23 protein-coding genes and 1 riboswitch are annotated in these 19,703 nt (G+C 39.1%); of the genes, 9 read left to right on the forward strand and 14 right to left on the reverse strand.

The window, feature by feature from the left end; translation table 11 throughout:
- Positions 1-72 precede the first annotated feature (72 nt).
- From BK583_RS18545 to BK583_RS18555, 3 genes are read left to right on the forward strand one after another with little or no spacing between them, the layout of a single operon-like run.
- Positions 73-1,494, forward strand: coding sequence for a spore germination protein (locus tag BK583_RS18545; RefSeq protein ID WP_055737152.1), 1,422 nt, complete (start codon positions 73-75; stop codon positions 1,492-1,494).
- A complete protein-coding gene (locus BK583_RS18550) occupies positions 1,495-2,592 on the forward strand; it encodes a GerAB/ArcD/ProY family transporter (RefSeq protein WP_055737151.1) in 1,098 nt (365 codons plus the stop codon).
- A complete protein-coding gene (locus tag BK583_RS18555) occupies positions 2,589-3,728 on the forward strand; it encodes a Ger(x)C family spore germination protein (protein WP_055737150.1) in 1,140 nt (379 codons plus the stop codon). Before BK583_RS18550 ends, BK583_RS18555 begins: the two co-directional genes overlap by 4 nt.
- 70 nt (positions 3,729-3,798) lie before the next feature.
- On the opposite strand, the gene BK583_RS18560 is transcribed toward BK583_RS18555, so the two are convergent.
- From BK583_RS18560 to BK583_RS18570, 3 genes are all read right to left on the reverse strand, one after another.
- Positions 3,799-4,185 (reverse strand): VOC family protein, encoded by a 387-nt coding sequence (locus tag BK583_RS18560; RefSeq protein ID WP_038476480.1) that lies wholly within the window; start codon positions 4,183-4,185, stop codon positions 3,799-3,801.
- 24 nt (positions 4,186-4,209) lie between these two features.
- Positions 4,210-5,043 carry a hypothetical protein gene (locus tag BK583_RS18565; RefSeq protein ID WP_055737149.1) on the reverse strand — a complete coding sequence of 278 codons (834 nt, stop codon included), beginning with the start codon at positions 5,041-5,043 and terminating at the stop codon, positions 4,210-4,212.
- Between the two features lie 126 nt (positions 5,044-5,169).
- Complete coding sequence (locus tag BK583_RS18570) at positions 5,170-5,571, reverse strand: carboxymuconolactone decarboxylase family protein (RefSeq protein WP_055737148.1); 402 nt, start codon at positions 5,569-5,571, stop codon at positions 5,170-5,172.
- Positions 5,572-5,690: 119 nt separating this feature from the next.
- Here BK583_RS18570 and BK583_RS18575 point away from each other — a divergent pair, with 119 nt between their 5' ends.
- Positions 5,691-6,161, forward strand: a complete 471-nt coding sequence (locus BK583_RS18575) for an Lrp/AsnC family transcriptional regulator (RefSeq protein ID WP_055737147.1) — start codon at positions 5,691-5,693, stop codon at positions 6,159-6,161.
- A gap of 5 nt (positions 6,162-6,166) precedes the next feature.
- Here the strand turns inward: BK583_RS18575 and BK583_RS18580 are convergent, their stop codons facing one another.
- Entirely contained in the window at positions 6,167-7,024 is an 858-nt protein-coding gene (locus BK583_RS18580; RefSeq protein ID WP_055737146.1) for an HAD-IIB family hydrolase, read from the reverse strand.
- 96 nt (positions 7,025-7,120) lie between these two features.
- Between BK583_RS18580 and BK583_RS18585 the strand changes: the two genes are divergently transcribed.
- Positions 7,121-8,104, forward strand: coding sequence for a LacI family DNA-binding transcriptional regulator (locus tag BK583_RS18585; protein ID WP_055737145.1), 984 nt, complete (start codon positions 7,121-7,123; stop codon positions 8,102-8,104).
- A gap of 196 nt (positions 8,105-8,300) precedes the next feature.
- Here BK583_RS18585 and BK583_RS18590 read toward each other — a convergent pair whose 3' ends face one another.
- From BK583_RS18590 to BK583_RS18610, 5 genes are all read right to left on the reverse strand, one after another.
- On the reverse strand, positions 8,301-8,831 hold the full coding sequence (locus BK583_RS18590; RefSeq protein ID WP_055737144.1) for a GNAT family N-acetyltransferase: 531 nt from the start codon (positions 8,829-8,831) through the stop codon (positions 8,301-8,303).
- A 221-nt stretch (positions 8,832-9,052) separates the two neighbouring features.
- Complete coding sequence (locus BK583_RS18595; RefSeq protein WP_078440259.1) at positions 9,053-10,252, reverse strand: M20 family metallopeptidase; 1,200 nt, start codon at positions 10,250-10,252, stop codon at positions 9,053-9,055.
- 18 nt (positions 10,253-10,270) lie between these two features.
- Complete coding sequence (locus BK583_RS18600) at positions 10,271-11,140, reverse strand: MetQ/NlpA family ABC transporter substrate-binding protein (RefSeq protein ID WP_055737142.1); 870 nt, start codon at positions 11,138-11,140, stop codon at positions 10,271-10,273.
- 25 nt (positions 11,141-11,165) lie between these two features.
- Positions 11,166-11,846 (reverse strand): methionine ABC transporter permease, encoded by a 681-nt coding sequence (locus BK583_RS18605; RefSeq protein WP_051667240.1) that lies wholly within the window; start codon positions 11,844-11,846, stop codon positions 11,166-11,168.
- Positions 11,827-12,864: a methionine ABC transporter ATP-binding protein gene (locus BK583_RS18610; protein WP_055737141.1), complete on the reverse strand. Its 1,038-nt coding sequence runs from the start codon at positions 12,862-12,864 to the stop codon at positions 11,827-11,829. Before BK583_RS18610 ends, BK583_RS18605 begins: the two co-directional genes overlap by 20 nt.
- A gap of 141 nt (positions 12,865-13,005) precedes the next feature.
- A riboswitch (SAM riboswitch) is annotated at positions 13,006-13,111 on the reverse strand.
- Between the two features lie 177 nt (positions 13,112-13,288).
- On the opposite strand from BK583_RS18610, the gene BK583_RS18615 reads away from it, so the two are divergent.
- On the forward strand, positions 13,289-14,128 hold the full coding sequence (locus tag BK583_RS18615; RefSeq protein ID WP_038476453.1) for an STAS domain-containing protein: 840 nt from the start codon (positions 13,289-13,291) through the stop codon (positions 14,126-14,128).
- 207 nt (positions 14,129-14,335) lie between these two features.
- On the opposite strand, the gene BK583_RS18620 is transcribed toward BK583_RS18615, so the two are convergent.
- The 4 genes from BK583_RS18620 to BK583_RS18635 all read right to left on the reverse strand — a co-directional run bounded on the left by BK583_RS18620 (position 14,336) and on the right by BK583_RS18635 (position 17,221).
- On the reverse strand, positions 14,336-15,205 hold the full coding sequence (locus BK583_RS18620; protein WP_055737140.1) for an aminoglycoside phosphotransferase family protein: 870 nt from the start codon (positions 15,203-15,205) through the stop codon (positions 14,336-14,338).
- 120 nt (positions 15,206-15,325) lie between these two features.
- Positions 15,326-15,712: a hypothetical protein gene (locus BK583_RS18625; protein ID WP_055737139.1), complete on the reverse strand. Its 387-nt coding sequence runs from the start codon at positions 15,710-15,712 to the stop codon at positions 15,326-15,328.
- Positions 15,713-15,765: 53 nt separating this feature from the next.
- Entirely contained in the window at positions 15,766-16,356 is a 591-nt protein-coding gene (locus tag BK583_RS18630) for a DedA family protein (protein ID WP_055737138.1), read from the reverse strand.
- A gap of 463 nt (positions 16,357-16,819) precedes the next feature.
- Positions 16,820-17,221 (reverse strand): STAS/SEC14 domain-containing protein, encoded by a 402-nt coding sequence (locus BK583_RS18635; RefSeq protein ID WP_055737137.1) that lies wholly within the window; start codon positions 17,219-17,221, stop codon positions 16,820-16,822.
- A 275-nt stretch (positions 17,222-17,496) separates the two neighbouring features.
- On the opposite strand from BK583_RS18635, the gene BK583_RS18640 reads away from it, so the two are divergent.
- The 3 genes from BK583_RS18640 (at position 17,497) to BK583_RS18650 (ending at position 18,793) form a co-directional block, all read left to right on the forward strand.
- A complete protein-coding gene (locus BK583_RS18640) occupies positions 17,497-18,069 on the forward strand; it encodes a TetR/AcrR family transcriptional regulator (protein WP_055737136.1) in 573 nt (190 codons plus the stop codon).
- Between the two features lie 68 nt (positions 18,070-18,137).
- A complete protein-coding gene (locus BK583_RS18645; RefSeq protein WP_055737135.1) occupies positions 18,138-18,479 on the forward strand; it encodes a DMT family transporter in 342 nt (113 codons plus the stop codon).
- Positions 18,479-18,793, forward strand: a complete 315-nt coding sequence (locus BK583_RS18650) for a DMT family transporter (protein ID WP_055737134.1) — start codon at positions 18,479-18,481, stop codon at positions 18,791-18,793. Before BK583_RS18645 ends, BK583_RS18650 begins: the two co-directional genes overlap by 1 nt.
- A 108-nt stretch (positions 18,794-18,901) precedes the next feature.
- Here the strand turns inward: BK583_RS18650 and BK583_RS18655 are convergent, their stop codons facing one another.
- Positions 18,902-19,636 (reverse strand): class I SAM-dependent methyltransferase, encoded by a 735-nt coding sequence (locus BK583_RS18655; protein ID WP_055737133.1) that lies wholly within the window; start codon positions 19,634-19,636, stop codon positions 18,902-18,904.
- Positions 19,637-19,703 lie beyond the last annotated feature (67 nt).

The following is a 19,703-nucleotide window of genomic DNA, read 5'->3' on the forward strand; positions in this document are numbered from 1 at the left end:
CAACCTTTTTGGTACGTGTATAAGATCAAAACTTGGAAACATACTAAACCGACTTCCCAAAGGGGGAATACGATGTTTTCAACAGATTTTGAACAGAACACTGCTCTGTTTCTTCGAACGCTAGGCGATCAATCTGACCTTAACCAAAAGAATGTCTATCTTGCTGGGTTGGAACGAGTTGGGGTTTTTTATTTACTTGGGGAATTTGATGATGAAAAGGTTAACCGTTCACTTGATTACATGAATCGTTTAAGTGTTCGTATCTTAAATGAGAGAGATTTAAGACTCGAAGCAACAACGCCTCTATTATGTCTAGCTGATTCGACTTTCACAGAGCCGACTTTAGCTGTGTCCTCTCTTTATAAAGGTCAGTGTGTGTTTTTTATGGAGGGAGTGCCTTTTGCTTATAGTCTTCAACTAAGCAAGCATTTACAAAGAAGCTTGGAAGAATCAACAACTGAAAGAGTGATTAGAGGACCACGTGCATCATTTCTTGAAGATGCTTCCACCAATATCTCTTTAATCAGACAGTTCGGGGAAGATGAAAACTTAATTACGGCTAAGCACAACATTACGCATAATAAAAAAACAAAAACCGTTTATTATATGTACAACAAAGAGATGACTCCTTCTTCAACCATTACTGAAGTTGAACAACGTCTCAAGTCCATCAATCATCCGAATATCGAAGACTCTGGGAAAATGGAAAGTTTTTTAGATAATTCCCCTATTTACTCCCCTTTCCCACAAATTCAAAGCACTGATCGAATTGATCGGATTTTAGCAGGTTTTGAGGAGGGTAGAGTCGCTGTTTTTGTTAATGGATCACCGTTTGTCTTTATGGTGCCTACAACGTTTGAACAACAAATGCAAGCCCCGGACGATTATTACGAAAGATGGATGATTAGCTCTATCATTCGAATCTTACGGTACATCTCTCTTTTTATTACAATGTTTATTGCGCCGATTTACATTGCCCTTGTTTCGTTTCATCAAGGGTTAATTCCAAACGAGTTGTCCATGACTATTATGAACTCACGCATGAATATCCCCTTTCCAGCTGTAGGAGAAGTGATTCTAATGACACTCTTTATAGAGCTACTTCGGGAAGCGAGTATTCGTTTGCCTAATCCACTTGGACAAACCATTGGATTAGTTGGCGGCGTCGTCATTGGACAAGCTGTGGTTGAAGCAAATTTGGTAAGCTCCATAATGGTTATTGTTATCGCCATTACAGCCATCGCGTCTTTTGCAGTTCCTCTTTACAGCTTAAGCATGTCGTTTAGGATTTTAAGTATCTGCTCCATTACGCTTGCTTCCACATTAGGATTATATGGCGTCGCTATTTACTTTATTGCGGTAACGATACACCTCTCTAGCTTACATAACTATGGTGTTCATTACTTCTCTTTTAAATTTTCATTAAAGAGACATGGGATTTATGACCTGATTGTACGTCTTCCAACAGTCTTGAAGGATAAAAGGGGTGTTTAAATGGGTCAAGTCCAAACAAACCACACGATGACAACCTACCAATTAACCGCATCCTTATTATGTGTGCTATTAGGGGTCGGTGTTATGAACTTGCCCCGCACCTTAACGGTTGACATCGGAACAGCAGACGGTTGGCTTTCTATCTTATGTGGAGGGATTATCATAACCCTTCAGTATGCCTTCGTTTGTTTTGCCTTTAAACAACATAACGTGCATTCCATTGATGAGTACACAACGAAAGCATTTGGTGCTTTTCTGAGCAAAGCGATCTGTCTGCTACTAGCTAGTTATTTTCTTCTTCTTGGTGGATGGCAAGCTGTTGCGATGAGCGAAATGATTCGCTATTTCCTTTTAGAAAGTACTCCTCATTACGTAACCATCGTAACCATTATTTTGTTATGCGCGTATGCTGTCTACTATTCCTTACCGACAATTGTGCGAGTGGCGTGTTTCTTTTTACCACTGACCGTCGTCGTTCTTTTTTTAGTCTTATTGATAGGGTTTAAAGATGCATCAATTTTAAACATCCGGCCTGTTGCACCAAAGGGGATGCTCCCTATTTTGCTTAATAGTAAAAATGGGCTTCAATCGTTTCAAGGCATTGAAATGATCTTTATCCTACTAGCTTCTATTCAAAAGACGACACGACCAATTAAAGCTGGCGTAGGAGCGTTATTGTTTTCCACACTGCTCTATATTTTGACTTACATTATTGTTGTCGCTACTGTGGGAACCGTAGAAGTTCAACTGTTGACTTGGCCAACTATTACACTGACCCATGCATCAGAAAGTAGCCTACTCTTTACCGAAAGAGCAGATTCTTTTCTTATCACCACATGGATTCTACAGTTTTTCCTAACCAGTTTGTTTACCCTTTATAGTGCTGTTTTTCTTTTGAAAAAGGTCTTTCCGATTTCGAGGAACTGGCTCATTCCACCAGCAACTATCACTATGATTGGTCTCGCTTTATGGCCACAAACAATCGATGACATTACAAAAGTATCCGAATATCAACAATTTGCGTTTGTTTCATTCTTTTTTGTTCTTCCGATTGCTTGTTATGCTTTGGTTTCTTTGAGAAAGAAGGCTCGCCTATGAAGAAGTGGTTTCAATGCGTCTTTATTCTATCGTTACTACAATTAACTGCATGTTGGGACAGCTCAAATATTGAAAGCTTGTCGTTCGTCATGGGCGTAGGCATTGAAGTACAGGAAGATCAAGACGATACTATTGGTTTGTTAACTCAACTGTATCTCCCTCTAAGCGATGAAAACATCTCTTCTAGTATTTCTTATCGCAATAAGTATTCAACAGGTAATTCCGTCCTCGATGCCATTCGACACTTAGAATTAATTGATCAAGGTATTATGAGTGATCATCAAATGATTCTTGTTTTAGATACGGATGCCGTAAAGAAATGGGGAGTGGAGAAGTTAATTAACCAAAAAATTAGAGATGAACGGACAAAGAGAGGCGTTAAAGTGGTTCTAACAACTGAATCCTTGGGCACCCTCTTTTCCTATCCTAAAGGAAATAATGCATCGCCAACTTCCAAAACGATTAACGATTTAAGTGAAAATAAAGACCGTACCACAGAAATTCCAGCACCTGTAACACTAGGCTTACTCGCCGACTCAGCCAGTCGTCATCAATCCATCGTATTACCAAACGTCCGTGTGAAAGACGATAATATAATAATCGATGGGGGCTATATTGTAAAAAATGGAGAAGAAATGGGGGCGTATGTGTCACCTTATCAAGTGAGCTTGTTAAATTGGCTTACCGGGGATATAGAAGGTGGGGTTCTTACAAAAATGGTTAATGGTAATCGAACGGTTTACGAGATACTAGACGTACATTTGGACTCAATAGAAACGTCGTTACTACATGATCATTTGCAGATTGACATTAAAGTGAGTAGCGACGGACGTCTAGCTGAAAACTGGGACCCAAATGAAGACGCTTATGATGCTCAGTACTTAAAAAAACTAGAAAAAGAGTTAGAAGCACAACTGACATCGGATATAAAAACGATGATTGATGACTTACAGCACGAGTTCAAAACCGACCCAGTTAACTTTCAGCAATATGTTAAGATTCAACACTATGACTTTTGGGAAAAAAAGCACAGCGATTGGGATACCATTTTTGAACAAGCAGACATTCATTATGAAGTCGATCTTTCCATCATTGACTTTGGCACTAGAGGGAAGCGAGCAGAAATACACGAATAGCCACACGTTATGAATAAAGAGAAGTCGCTTTTATGACTTCTCTTTATTTTCATAGCTCAAAAAAGATGTGCTAATCTGGTTTGAATTCGCTCATACATTCAATGGTGTTCCCGTCTGGATCATTTACAAAAACTTGATGAAACCCACTTGTGCTGAACCGCTTTTCAATATACGCTACACCTTGATCGTGTAAGTGGCGTACGGTTTCATCAAAATCAGAGACACGAAAGGCAATATGTCTCCTTCTTGTGTGAATAGACGCTTCTTCTTCCCTCAATTCTAACTGCTTGTCTTCAATTAAATGAAGTTGCTGTTGACCGAGTGCATACCAAGCTCCTACAAACGTAAATGGCGGTCGTTTTATTTGTTGGAGCCTCAGAGTGTCACTGTAGAACGCTTTTGCTCTTTCAATGTCTTTGACAACAAGACTAACGTGGTGGATACCTGTTAGATTCATACTGTAACCTCCTCGTTATGACAATCATTGTAACGTTAATAATAGTTGAAGAGCATTCTCTTTATTTGCTGCGTCTTTTCTGATTGCAGCAATTTGAGTTACATCCTCGTTTATATCAATTGTATCGTATAGAGAGTGGTAATCCAGCTTCAAACCAACTAATCGTTCTTCTACTTCACCCTCCTCTACTCCATAAACATGGGAGGAAGCGTAAACGTCTTCATTCACTTGATCATCAATTTCGTCTAACGGTTCAAACATCCCACTTCCAACAAATGTTTGAAAAGATGCCTCATCAAAAATATACAAATCAGGTCGTTCCGTTGCCAAGAGAACGGTACTTCTCTGCTGAGCCCCTACATCCAATAAGTTCTCAGTATCAACAGAGTGATAGGTTAACGTCGCATCTACCCTATTCCATTCAGGCATCAGCGCCAATACCGATTCCTCAACCACTTCCTCTGCTTCTTCATTCAATCCCGGATGTAGGAACGAACCATAAAACATAATCTCTACATTCGCATCTGGTAACGTCGCAAGCTCTTTCCGCTCCTGATAATGGGAATAAATCGTTGATCCCACTGTAAAGAGAACACCTAATCCAATAACAGCTGCGACTGTATGAATTTTATAATAATAGAAAAAATGACTCACTTTCTCTTTCATTGTATCGTTTTCATGAGTCGGTCCATAGTCGCGATGATTACGAATTCGTGTATACGCTTCCGTTTTGTCGTCCAGTGAGATCGATGGGTCTGCCTTTTGTTTGCGAATCCACCGCATGTATTGCTTCTCAATCTCTTCATCCGTTGCATTCTCGGAAAGGTCTAAACATCGATACGCTTCTTGTAAATTCATAGAGACCCCCTTTATCTTATCTTTATTATAAAGGATGCTCCTTTCTATGATAAGGCTTTATTGGGCTATTCTTTTACGAAAGGAACTTCTTTTACTGAGTATCTTTTAGGAAATTCTTACTTAATCTTATAAGTCGACCATTGCCCCAAATAACTGAGAAGCTGTTGTAAAACAAATAAAAGCACATAGCTCTACAATTTGCTCTTCGCTAAATACAGACCTAAGAATAGTAAAATGAGCTTCCCTAATAGAAGAGCGATCAGTTAGAAATAGCTCGGCAAAGGCCGTAGCTAGCTGAATATCCTCTTCTTTTCCATTTTTAGTCGGCGCACCTTTTGCCATACAATACCGACACTTGTTTCCGTATGCGAGTACTCTTCTTACTTCTTCTTTTAATACAGCCGAAAGCGTCGCTTCATTTGTTAGTTCGTCAGCAAGCTCATTCCATTTCGTTCCCACTTTCGGGCAATGACCTAAAATAGATTGAAATGGGGTTTCTCCTACTTGTGATGGCTGAATATAACTCATTTATTACTCCTCCTCCCTTTTATTATAAAAGGTAATCTAGTCAAAACAAACGACACATGATATGATTTCCCCTATAATAATGAAGCGTTTGAATTGTAATTTAAGAAAGAGGTATTCAAATGAAAATAGATGAGATTGATCTAAACATTCTTGATGAACTTAAGAAAGATTCACGACAATCCATACGAGAATTATCAAAGAAAGTGAATTTATCTCCTCCTTCCGTATCCGAGAGAATTAAAAAAATGGAAGAGTCCTCTATCATTGAGGGCTACACACTTCGAATTAATGAAAAAGCACTTGGGCTACCTGTTCAATGTTTAATGGACATTACGATAAAAAACGGGAAGTACGGTATCTTTCAAGAAAAAATCGCTACCTACCCTGGCATTTCTTATTGTTACCGAATTACCGGAAGTGCTTGCTTCTCACTGAAATACAGTACGACTACACTCGAAAAAATTGAGGCATTCATTGCAGACTTTAACTCTGTAGCTACTACATTGACTCACGTAATCTTGTCAGAAGTTCCAATAAATTGGTCTTACAGCACATTCGATCAAGAACATACTTTCTTAAAGCAAAAATAAGTTGGCTACTCCGTTACCTGCGTATAATGCTTTTTCAACATTTCTAAGATCCCTTTCGTATAAGAACCTTTTGTCATCTGTTCATGCTTACTTCGGGCTTCACTCGTCGCATTGCCGACAAGGTACCCATGTTTCACAAATTTTAATAACTTAATGTCATTGCCACTATCGCCAAAAGCTAGAGTGTCATCAACATGGACCTTAAACCAGTGACACATAAAAGCAGCTACAGCATCTTTTCCATTTGCTTCCTTCGGCACAAAATCAACATCATATGCATATTCTGGGTCTCCGGCTTTCGGGTTGCATCGATTGATATTTAATCCTACCCCATGTGTAGCGGCAACTTGTTTCATGACATTTATATGATAAGCTGTTAACACACTGGAACGAATAAAATAGTAATAGTTTTTCTTATAAACAGACTGTCCATATTGGCTTTGAGAGACCAAATCAATTTGATACATAGTCTTTAGTTCAGACACGACTTCATCAGTCGTTCTTTGGAACTCATAATGGTTCGGAAGTCTTTTCTTCCAACATTGATTTGGTTCAATCTTTCCATCCATTAGAACATGAAACACCTCTGTTCCTAAATTTGAGCAGATGAAATGGGGAGAGAAACGCATGCCCGCTTGTTTTACTTTAGACAGTAGCTGACATGTATCACTTCCAGTAATCCAACCAATTTGAAAGCCGTATTGTTGGGAAACCTTATACAAGAAGTCTTCTAATTGCTGTATGTCTTTTCTTTGCTCAGCTGTAGATTCATGTGCAAAATAGGTTTCATCAAAATCACAAAACACAAGTGAACGTGTCTGTTTTGGGAATGGGAATGGTGGTGGAAATTGAATCGTATGCATGAAATGTTCCTCCTCAAGATGATAGAGACACTATAATAGATGAGACCGGTCCCAGGTCAAGGTCGATTTTTTTTACCTTTTATTCAGGAGGTTACCATGTATACAATTCGAGATGTTGCAAGATTAAGTGGTGTTTCACGAAGCACCGTGTCTCGTGTTTTAAATAACCATCCCTATGTATCAGATGAGAAACGCAAGCGTGTGGAAGAAGTAATGAAACAGCTTCACTTCACACCGAATCAGATATCCAGTCATTTCCGCTTAAAACGCACAGGGTCGATTGGGATTATCGTCCCCTACTTATCACACCCTTACTTTGCAGAACTTGCTGGCGTTCTCTCGGAAGAAATTCACAATTGCGGCTATAAACCGGTATTGTTTCAAACCTTTGGCGATAGACATCAAGAAATCGACGTGTTTGAAAAATGGAAAAGAAAAGAATTAGATGCTCTTATCGTAACGTCTTCATCTTTAAATCAAGTAGAACTAGACGAAATGAGCACGAATGGCATTCTCATCATTTGTAACGAGGCGTATCAAAGTAGAAAAATAGATGTTTTTTGCTTGAATGAACAAAAAGCCGCTTTTAAAAGTGTAGAGTACCTTATAAAAAAAGGGCGGCGGCGCATTGTTTTCTGCTCCGATTTTCTCGCTTCTCCTTCACAACAGGAGAGACTTACCGGATATAAACTTGCACATCAAGAACATCAACTCACTTGGAATGAATCCTTCGTTTTCGACAAGATTGCAACGATAGATGATGGCTACACCCTTGGAAAAGAGCTTTGCAAGACAGATGCAATTGATGCAGTCTTTTCTGGTAGCGACTTTGTTGCAGCTGGGTATTTAAAAGCTGCTCATGAATGCGGTATTTCTGTGCCAACTGATCTATCCATAATAGGATTTGATAATCATTCCATAAGTGATGTCACATCACCAGCTATTACAACGATTACAAACCGGACTCAAGAGATGGTTAAAGATTTAGTTCACATGTTAGAACTGCGTTTATCTGGACAAGACAAGCCCTTTGAATGGAAACAATATGAAGGCAAGCTTCTCATTAAAGGTTCCGCATAAACATACTAAAAAACGAGGCTGGGACATAACGAAAAGTAGTATTTGAAAAGACGAATAGTCTAAACTATGCTGAGTAGCACCGCTACAGGAGAATCCTTCCGCTCATTTTCATATAAAACAAACGACGAACGTTCCTATTTTTAGGAATGTTCGTCATTTTGGTCTGTCTATCTACTTTTGTCTCAGCCTCGTTTTTTTATAGATCCTCTTTTAAGATACTAAACATCATTAAGTCGATGTACGTTCCTTTTGCTTTCTCATATTTACGGAGGAGCCCTTCCTCTTTGCATCCAATTTTCTTTAACACGTATTGAGAAGCAACGTTTTGCGGCTCCACTTTTGCTTCAATTCGGTTTAAATCGAATTGAGAAAAGCCCACCTGTATAAGAGTCTTCAACGCTTCCGTCATATAGCCTTGACCCCAGTACTCCTTATCAAGCTCATAGCCTATTTCACCACGATCGTTTTCATAATCAAGGTAATTAAATCCACAAGAGCCAATAACGGTATTCGTTTCAGTTAAAGAAATGGTGAAACGATTTCCTTTCTTCTCTCGACTTAGCGATTCAAGTAGTTGGATCATCTCCATTGCCTGATTTACATTTGTCATGGCTGGGATGTTCATAAATTTCGTAATTTCGGGGTTTGACCAAATGTGAAACAAAGATTCAGCATCTTTTTGCGAGACTTCTTGCAAAGAGAGCCTTTCAGAATAAATGGTCTTCATTTTTTAGTAGCTCCTTTTCGTTCAATTCTAATCTGAGAGTCTACTACATTCACCTGGCATCCTTCACCCCTTTCCATTGATTCATCTGTCCAGTTAATTCTTACAGTAGTGTAGCTTATTCTTTTCACACAATCAATTCCTTATTCCGTCCATTTAGCTAGTAAGAATAGCAAATAAAAAGATGGCCCTTTCCACTTTTGGAAATAGGCCACCTTCACTTATCATCTCTCTGCTAGGCTTTTTCGACTTTCTAATTCTTTCTTTGCTTCTTCAATAATGGCAGGTTCTTTTAGTAAACGATAGCCGATCAGTGCCAGCCCTTTTGCACCTGTTAACAAAGCTTCGTCGCCTTTTTGCGATGCAGCAGCTTCTCGAAATGATACTGTATGGGCAACTAGTTCACTTGGTCCGATTTTTATATACGGATGAATGGTTGGCACAACTTGACTAATATTCCCCGTATCTGTTGAGCCCAGCCCTTCTCTTTCGCCTGGTATAATGGTTTCCCCTAGAGTTGCAAACGTTTCGTTGAACACATTGTTTAGCGTATCATTTGGTATAAGGTTATCGACTTTGTTTTGAAATTCAACGATTTCTACTTCTGCTCCTGTTGCAAGCGCCGCTCCTTGCGCAATGGCATCTACTTTTGCACGTACAACATTCGCTTTTGGTCTTGAATCTGCTCGAATGTAAAATCGCGCTCGTGCATAATCAGGAACAATATTCGGTGCATCTCCTCCATCTGGAATAATGCCATGGATGCGAACATCGTCAGTCAAATGTTGACGCAGTGCGTTAATACCGTTAAATAGCTGAATCACGGCGTCTAGTGCATTGACACCTTTTTCTGGAGAACCAGAGGCATGAGCAGATACACCGCGAAAGACATAATCGACAGGATCTACAGCGAGGGAGGAGCCCGAAGGTCTTGTTTCGTTAGCGGGGTGAATGATCAACGCTGCATCAATTCCCTCTAGATAGCCTTCACGTACAAAGCTCCCTTTTGCACTTCCATTCGTTCCGCCTTCTTCCGCTGGCGTACCAAGGACAACAACACGACCACCAATCTGATCCAACTGTTCAGCTAGTGCAATTCCTGCAGCCACACTTGTTGTACCGATAATATTGTGTCCACACGCATGACCTAAGCCTGGTAGCGCATCATATTCAGCAAGAAAGGCAATGGTCGGCCCTTCTCCTACTCGCTTTTCTGCTACAAATCCTGTAGGGTGGCCAGCAATATCCTCTTGAATCGTAAAGCCAGCTTCTTTTAATAACGTTGTTAATGTTAATGAAGCAAATACTTCTTCATTCCCGATTTCTGGATTGTCATGAATGGCGTGGCTCGTTTTAATATAGCGTAAACGATTTTCTACAAAATGCTCTTGTATGGATTGTTGAACGGATTCAATGGTTGTCATCGTCATCTCTCCTCAGTGTTATTTTGGATAGCTGTTCAATTCTTCTAGTGAAATAAACGTTGGAATTCGTGCTCCTTTGTGCTCTTCAATAATCAACTGTTCAATTTCTTCAGATTGATACAATTCAACTAGACGTAATAATACAGGGTTATCTTGATCTTCGGTTTGCGCTGCTATGATATTAATATACGGTGTTGCCGTTTCATCTTCTCTATAAATAGCATCATCGGTAGGACTTAAACCTGCATCAACTGCAAAGCCATTGTTAATAACCGCTGCGTCCACATCCTGCATAATACGAGGTGCTGTAGCCGGGGCAATTTCCGTTAAATTTAAGTTTTTCGGGTTCGCTTTAATTTCGTTTAACCCGCTTGTCACACCAAAATCGTCCTCTAACTCAATTAAGCCTGCCTCTGCTAGCAACATTAAATTACGCGCCTGATTGGTTACTTCTTTATCAATGGTAATATCTGCTCCATCTGGAATATCCTCAACACTTTCGTATTTATCGGAATACAATCCCATTGGTGCAAGGACAGTCGATCCAATTGCCGTAAGGTCTAAGTTATGTTCTTCTTTGAAATTATCGAAGAATGAAACGGTTTGAAAGGCATTAATATCAATTGACCCGTCTGCCAATGCTTGGTTCGGTTGCGTATAGTCACTAAAACGAACAATTTCTAATTCAATGCCTTCCTCTGCTGCCACTTCAGATATATGGTCCCACTCAGGTGAATCAGTGCCTGTAATGCCCACTTTGACATGAACAGGATTTTCTGGGCTGTATGATTCTCCTGCATCAGCTAAAGAATTTGCATCGTTCCCACATGCTGTTAACGTAAACGCTACAGCTCCAGCGAATAGTAGTGCTTGGTGAAATTTTTTCATTGTATGTTCTCTCCCTTTTTTCTATCTATCGTCGTCTAACTTTCTTTGAAGCAATATTCCCAATGGTTTGTAAGCCTTGCACCATGATAATTAATAAAAGTACTGTAATAAACATCGTTCCATCATCAAATCGATTGTATCCGTAAGAAATCGCTACTTCACCAATGCCCCCGGCGCCAATTGCTCCTGCCATAGCTGTTGCACCTAGAAGACCAATTGTTGCTGTCGTCATACTAAGAATAAGTGAACCCATTGCTTCAGGTACGAGAAACTTAAAGATGATTTGCCATTTAGAAGCACCCATTGAGTCTGCCGCTTCTATAATACCTGGTTCGATCTCTAATAAAGAGTTCTCAATTAGACGGGCAATGTAAGGCCCTGCATAAAAGACAAGCGGAACAATTGCCGCTGTCGTTCCATATGCTGTGCCAACGAAAAAACGAGTAATCGGTATAATCGCAACGAGTAAAATAATAAACGGTATCGACCTTAAAACATTGATAACAGGATTAATTAAATTGTAAATCAATCGGTTTTCCATAATATGTCCAGGTCTTGTAACAACAAGAATGACACCTAATACAACACCTAGTAAAGCGGAAAAGAGTAAAGACCAAGCTACCATATAGATGGTTTCGAATAGGGCTTGTGTGAGAATATCACTTGTAATTTCTGGGCGTATGGCTTCAGGCAACCAATCCAGCATCTTTCGTTACCTCCTTCACCTGAGCATCATATTTCTCAAGATAGCTTCGCGCTGTTTCTTGAGCAGCTACATTTCCTTTTAAACTTAAATACAGAGCACCAAAAGAGGTTTCTCTCACTTCATGCATAGATGCGTATAGAAGTGATACATGTAATCCTTGATGAACCAAGTCATTAAATACAGACAATTGCTCTGTTTCATCTGTCACATCTATTTTGTAAATGCGTTCATCGCTTCCTTTCTGTCCAAGATATTGCTTCACTTTCTCTGGTAGATCATCAGGAATGATCGAGCGTACGAACTTTTTCGTTGTTTCATGTTCCGGCCGCGCCAACACATCCTCCACCTTCCCCTGCTCAACGATGTGACCACTTTCCATAACTGCCACTTTGTTACATATCTCTCGTACAACGCCTAATTCATGGGTAATCATTAGAATCGTAATGTTGTACTCCTGATTAATACGTTTTAACAATTGCAAGATTGAGCTTGTTGTCTCTGGGTCAAGAGCAGACGTTGCTTCGTCACATAAAAGTACAGCAGGATTAGTGGCAAGAGCACGAGCAATGCCAACACGTTGCTTCTGTCCACCAGATAGTTGGTCTGGATAACGAGAAGCAAACTCTTCTAATCCAACGTACTGCAACAATTCATTCACACGTTCTTTGACCTCGGATTTCTTCGTTTTCACTAGTCGAAGTGGTGTCGCAACATTTTCAAATACTGTTTTAGATTGTAGTAAATTAAAATGTTGAAAGATCATTCCAATATTTCGCTTCGCACGTTGTAACTCTCGAGGCTGTAAGCTTACGAGATTTTCATTGTTTACAATGATCTCTCCAGCCGTTGGCCGCTCAATTAAATTCACTGTCCGTATTAATGTACTTTTTCCAGCCCCACTAAAGCCGATAACCCCGAATATATCTCCTTTTTCTATTGTGAATTGTATATTTTGTAAGGCGTGAACGTCTTGACCATTTGACGAGAACGTTTTGGACACGTTTTTAAATTCAATCATGTCTAATCCTCCTAATTCGATGTAATTACTAAGTTTTATGCAAATACGTACTGTGTATATGTCTGCTATTCATTTTTAAAATCAAAAAGCCCCTCTTTCGTTAATGAAAGAGGGGCGAATAAGTATCATCATTCAAGCTCGCTCTTATCATCCAGGATCTTCATCTCCTGCAGGAATTAGCACCTTCCACCTAAGTGGGGTTGCTGAAGCGTCATTGGGCCAGTCCCTCCGCTCCTCTTAATAAGAAAAATTATAAAATTTGTTGTTGAACGTAGTGTAGCAGATTTTATTTTCGTTTTGCAAGTGTTTTTTGAAAATAATTTTATAAAGCGGTTACACAAAAACCTTCATTTCATCCCTAAAAGATACTTAAATTGGACAAGTGAACAAGGTTGATCTCATAATATAAAAAAGGAGGTGCACTATGTCATTATACGAATTTTTAAAGGAAAACACATGGAATTTAACCGAACAATGGTATGCAGATCTCGACAAAACAAAAGATGGCGTTTACGGCTCAAATGACCCCGTTAAAATTGAGCGGTTAAAGAAACAAAATTATGCGTTTCATGAATTGTTTTGTGAACTGTTTCGTGAAGATTATAACGCTGAGCATACAAAAGCATTTGAACAATGGATTCTGTCTATTGCTAAAGACCAAGCTCATTTAGCAACACCGATTCCCGAGATCATTGAAGAGTTTTTAAATGTCCAAGATCAGTACATACAGTTGATTAAAGACTACATTGAAGAGACAAATGAACAGGTATCCTTTGATCAGTATGATCAATGGATAGATATTCTTGTAACAGGATTTAAAGAAATTGTCATTGCCTTTAGTCGTAACAATATGGAATACGCTGACCAGCAGTTACGAGCACAACAAGAAATGATTACAGAATTAAGTTCTCCAGTCATTAAACTCAGACGAACGATCGCGTTGTTGCCTTTAGTAGGTGAAATTGATACACATCGTGCGCAAGTCATCTTTACACAAACATTGGAAGAATGTGTCTCAACAGATATTCATTCGCTTTTAATCGATTTATCTGGTGTTCCCGTTGTCGATACAATGGTTGCCAATCAACTCTTCTCACTCATTGACGGTTTAAAATTAGTTGGTACCAAAGCGTCCTTATCTGGTGTACGACCAGAAATTGCTCAAACATCTGTCCAGCTCGGTATAGACTTTTCTACAACTAAAATTTATTCTACTATTGAACAAGCATTAGATGAATTGCTTCATGCCGTTCCGCACTATTAAACATAAATCATTAGTATGAAAAAATGACCATAAGCCCATTGGACTGATGGTCATTTTTTATTAGATGTTGCCTGCAGATCAATTAATCAAACGTTTAATGAAGATGAAAAAGAGCCGAACAAAAGGAATTCGACGCACGTTTAACTTATTTTCATTATGTCGATCCACGAGATTCCTCTTCAGTTGATAAAGGAACATTCCATTACTCTACAAGACAAAATCTTTTACTCTTTCAGCATTTTCTTTGTAAAAGTCGAAATGTTCTTCTAGACCACGACGCTTGCTCCAACCGATACTATTAAATGCATCGACAAATTGATAAAAGGATAGAACGAGCTCCAAATTGATCATTGGTCGTACCGTTTTATACCCTTCTTGAAATGCATCAAATAGCGCACTATCTTTACTCAAGTAGTCACGATACAACTTAGTAAAATCAATTTCCGTCGATCCAAAGCGGACGCTTTCAAAATCAAGTACGCCAGCAATGCCTTTATCATCCACAAGAATATTCGCCGCACGAAAATCCATATGGACGAAGCTTGGTCCGTCTGGTGCAGGTAATAGCTCCTTTAGCTTTTCAAAGTGTACTATAGCTTTCTTATAGAGAGACGCTTCCATAACTTCTTTTACATCTTCTGCAAAACTATAAAACTGACGTTCAACAAATCCTGTCCAATTAGAAAACTCATTATCAATTCCTTTGAGTACCGTCTTATCTGATGGGGCTACGTTATGCATATTCCCTTGCAAAATGCCAACTTCATACGCTATATTAGGTGATGCCTTCTGTTGAGCTAAGGAAATGCCATCTAATTTAGATAACAGTAATGCACCTGAATACGTATCATCTCCTTCCCACGTCGCAAGTAAGCTTGGCGTGCGTACATTGTTCTTTAAGATGTCGTACGCTTCTCGTTCTCGTTCAAACTTAATTTTTGAATAGGGAATTTTCACAAACACTGTCTCACTGTTCGTCAATTCGCAGCGAACAACGGTTGAGCTTTTTGAGTCTTCAACTTCTTCTAGCCTTTGAATATCCAATTCAAACGCTTCCATGATTCTATTAGGTAGCATTGTTTTCTCCTTTCTGATCATACTAGATTGAATAAAACACGCATTTTATTATAACGGATTAGCACTAGAATAGGTGTTTTATTTCTCAGCGTGCAGAAACGAAAAAAACGTATCGGCTAATTAACCAATACGCTCTTTCCGACTCTTTTCTTTTGATTCCATGCCGATTCGCTTCCACATTGGAAACGTTGAACACATGAACCCCAGTAGACCACCGCTCTTTAAGACAGACTCTCGCATACTAATAACAGCCAGAAGCTCTGCTTTTCGCGCTTCTCTTGCCTCCTTTGACTCATTAAGGGGAAAGGCGCACAGGTAGAAATTACTTGAACCATCATCCGCCGAGACTTCTCTCGCTTTTTCAAAGTGAACTTCAAGATTCAAAATCCATTCACTCTCTTGTTTTACTGGGTAAGCGTAATAGAGTTCGTCCTGTATATAGTGTCGCTGTTGCTCCTGTAAGTACGTATCTGTAATGTGTTGATATTTACCGCTATCAATAAGCATAGATGTGCCTCCGATATAGCTTTTACTACTAGTATTTACGGAGTTTGCTATTTTCATACATTTCTTTTTCTATGTGTCACTAACAGGTAGATCAAGAACACTATGACTAAACCAATACCAAATGGTACTAAGTATTGCTGTAGCAACCCTTTTACTTCCGTCCAGTTCTCTCCTAATTCTACACCAAAGTAAACATAGAAGAATGAAATCGGTGCCATTGCTAGAAACGTATATAATGAAAAAATCCAAGGATTCATCTTTGCCATGCCACACGGTACCGAGATAAGTGTACGTACACCAGGTAAAAAGCGAGCACTAAAGGCAACAAAAGCGCCGTGGGATTGAAAAAATTGATCGGCTTTTTGTAAGTTATCCTTATTCATGAAGACATATTTTCCATACGTTTCAAGCAATGGTCTACCACCGAATCGACCAATTGAATAAAGTGTAAGTGGCCCTACCACTCCCCCTAAAGATCCTGCAATGACGACACCCCAAAACCGCATCTCTCCTTCTGAAACCCAGAAACCCGCGAGAGGTAACACAAGCTCAGCTGGAATAAATTCTATACACAATGCGATGAAAACACCTAGATATGAAAGATCCTTAAACCATTCCAATAATTCGAGTAGAAGTTGCTCCATAGTATCCCTACCTAATCACTTATTTATTTCTGCATAAACAATGAGATGTATTTTCTCTTTCCATAGGTTAAAAGCCTTTATAGCTAGATATTTTCGATATTATTTCATAGGGTTTCCGATTTGTTAGCCAAGCTTTATACAACTATATGCTCTTTTACATTGGACATGATGAGATTTAAATAATTTACTAAAATTAAAAAGACGAGGCTGGGACAAAAGTAGATCGACAGACAAAAATGACGAACATTCCTGAAAATAGGAACGTTCGTCATTTGTTTTATATGAACATTAGCGGAAGGAGAATCCGAAGACTCCTGGGGGATCAGCACGTGTCTAGAGACTCTGGAGTGGTGGTTTTCCACGGAGGAGGCTGAGGCCGTGTCCCCGGAAAGCGAAGGATTCTCCTGTAGCGGTGCTACTCAGCATATTTTAGACTATTCGTCTTTTCAACTACTACTTTTCGTTATGTCCCAGCCTCGTTTTGGTTTTTACTATAATTCTTCTGTTTTAAAAAAGTGAGCGCTTCATCTATTTCAGTAAAGTGGGTTTCCGATTTATGACTTGATTCTTTGGCCGTTCGTCTTAATTGAAGTTTAGCTACATTACTTTGCACCACTACTGCCGCTTGATCCATGCCTTTCTGTATTAACCATTCTTGGTGAGCAACTACTTCCTTCTGTGTTTCTGGCTTGAATACAATTACGTCCTTCATATTCACGATTAAATGAAACCGACTAAACTGATGCGATCTTAAAATCTTACTAATCTCATCATTCGCTTGATGTACGCCCTCTGGTGTTAAATTGGATTCCCATTTAACAGCAATAATGGCGTGTTTCGTATCTTCTAGTGAGACTTTATACATTCAATTTCCTCCTCAACTTCTCTATAAGCTTATACCTTTTCACACAAAAAGCAAAACCTTTGAACTACGTCTTTATACACTTTTGTGAAATAAAGGCTAAACAAACAACTAGAAACCCTATTCTAATGTGCTCACTATTTACAGGGGTAATCAGGTAGGTTATTGTAAAAGATTATATGATGGGACTACATAAGAGGATGTAACAGGATTGACTTCTACTACTCATTACGCTATTATATGAATGACAGTCAGTCATTTTTAAGGATGTGTTTACATTGGATAAGCGTGAACGGATTATTACCGCTGCCATTGAAGCGTTTAGTGAAAAAGGTGTCGAAAAAACAACCATATCCGATATTGTGAAACGTGCAAACATTGCCCAAGGTACGTACTACTTGTATTTTCCTTCTAAACTATCGGTTATGCCTGATATCGCTGCTGTTTTTGTTGATCATCTTATGGTGGAACTGAACAAAAATGTAACAGCAAGCTCATTTAAAAAACAGTTACATGAACTGGTTGATACTGTTTTTCATACTACTGAGCATCATAAAAACCTTGCTGTTCTTATTTACTCAGGTTTGACCCAGTCAGAACATTTACAGCAATGGGAAACCATCTATACGCCATTATACGATTGGCTTGCAGATCGTTTGGAGCAAGCAAAGCAAACAAGCGAAATAAGAAACTCTTTACGCTCAGATGCAACGGCTCGTATTATGATAGGGACAATCGAGTCCACCGCCGAGCAACTGTTTCTCTATAATCAAGAAGATAGTGGTTACGTAAATGAACACAAACAAGAGCTCATTATTTTTCTAACAAACGCTCTAGGTGCGAGTGATTAATTCACTTGCTTTTCTTTCAAATTAAAAATGACTGAATGTCATTCATAAACTAGATAGGAGTTATATAGATGAACAAGGGATGGATTTTCGTTATTCTCACATGTTTATTTGAGTTGTTTTGGGTACTTGGGTTTAACATTGCTACCACTTGGTGGCATTGGAGTATGATCATCGTCATTATTGTAATTGATTTTTACTTTTTAGCAAAAGCATGTGAAAGCTTACCTACAGGAACCGTTTACGCCATTTTTGCTGCTGCTGGTACAGTTGGAACAGCACTTATGGATATTTATCTTTTTGGAGGTTCCTTCAGTTTAGCAAAAGGGTTCTTTATGGGGATGCTCGTTTTTGGCGTTATTTTATTAAAACGATCAGATGATGGTGCAAAACAAGAGGAGGTTACCACATAATGGGATGGTTTTTCGTTTTTTTAGCGGCATGTTTTGAAATTACTGGGGTTATCGGTTTAAAATCGTTTAGCAAACGGAAATCATTGAAACATGCGGTTCTTTTCTTTGGTGGCTTTGGACTTGCATTTTTCTTTTTGTATTTGTCATTTCTTTCTTTACAAGTAAGTGTAGCGTACGCAGTGTGGATCGGTATCGGAACTGCTGCTGCTGTTCTCATTAACATGATTTTCTTTGGTGAATCTAAAAGTAAAATACGCATTGTCAGCTTAGTCATTATTGTAGTCGGAGTTACAGGACTTAAAGCGGTATCTTAAATAACAAAGAAACACTGTAAGCATGATTTATTCCCATGTTTACAGTGTTTTTCTATGGTTAAAACTTAAAACGGATAATTGACCCTTCAACATAACACACCATTATTTTCAGCGTACTTTCGCCTTTATAATGAGAAACATAGGTCTCCGTAATTCTTCTTTATACTCAGGATTTTGTGCCAAGAGGTCTGGATCTGGTTTTGGCTCTTCTACTCTTTCAATTGAGAATCCAGCTTCTAGTAACGTATTTAAATAAGTCGTAAGCGTACGATGGTATTTAACAACATGATCTGTTAAGAATGATGTTTGGCGAAGGGATTCTTCTTGATAATGATCAATCGGCCAGTGATCAATGTTTCCTTTTGAGTCATACATCCAATCTTGTTCCGCTCGTGCTGTAAATATGGGATGCTCTACAGAGAAAAGAAATTCTCCTTCTTCCGCGAGTAATTGTTTTACGTTGTTTACCACGTCTTGATAGCTATTCACATAATGGAGCGCAAGTGAACTAAAGATCATGTCAAATGAACCCGCTTCAAATGCCATGTCTTCAATAGCTCCCAATTTAAATTCGACGCCCTTTTGATTGGTCATCTCGCGTGCAGTTTGAATCATTTTTTCTGAAAGATCGATCCCTATAACTTGCTTCGCTCCTTGATCGTAAAAGTAACGTGAGTGCCAGCCAAAGCCACACCCTAAATCCAACACTTTTTTATCGACAAGGTCTGGTACGAGTGATTTTAATACATGCCATTCACCTGCTCCTTTAAGTCCTTGGACAGAACGAGGCATCTGTTTGTATGCTTCGTAGAAATCGGGTTCATCGTATTTATTTTGCTTCACTTGTTCCGCCTCCATTCCTTTCTATCGTATCGTGTAGATCTGGTACAAGCAAGATGATTGACTTCCT

The organism is Shouchella oshimensis (genome assembly GCF_002019765.1).
GTDB lineage: Bacteria > Bacillota > Bacilli > Bacillales > Bacillaceae_D > Shouchella > Shouchella oshimensis.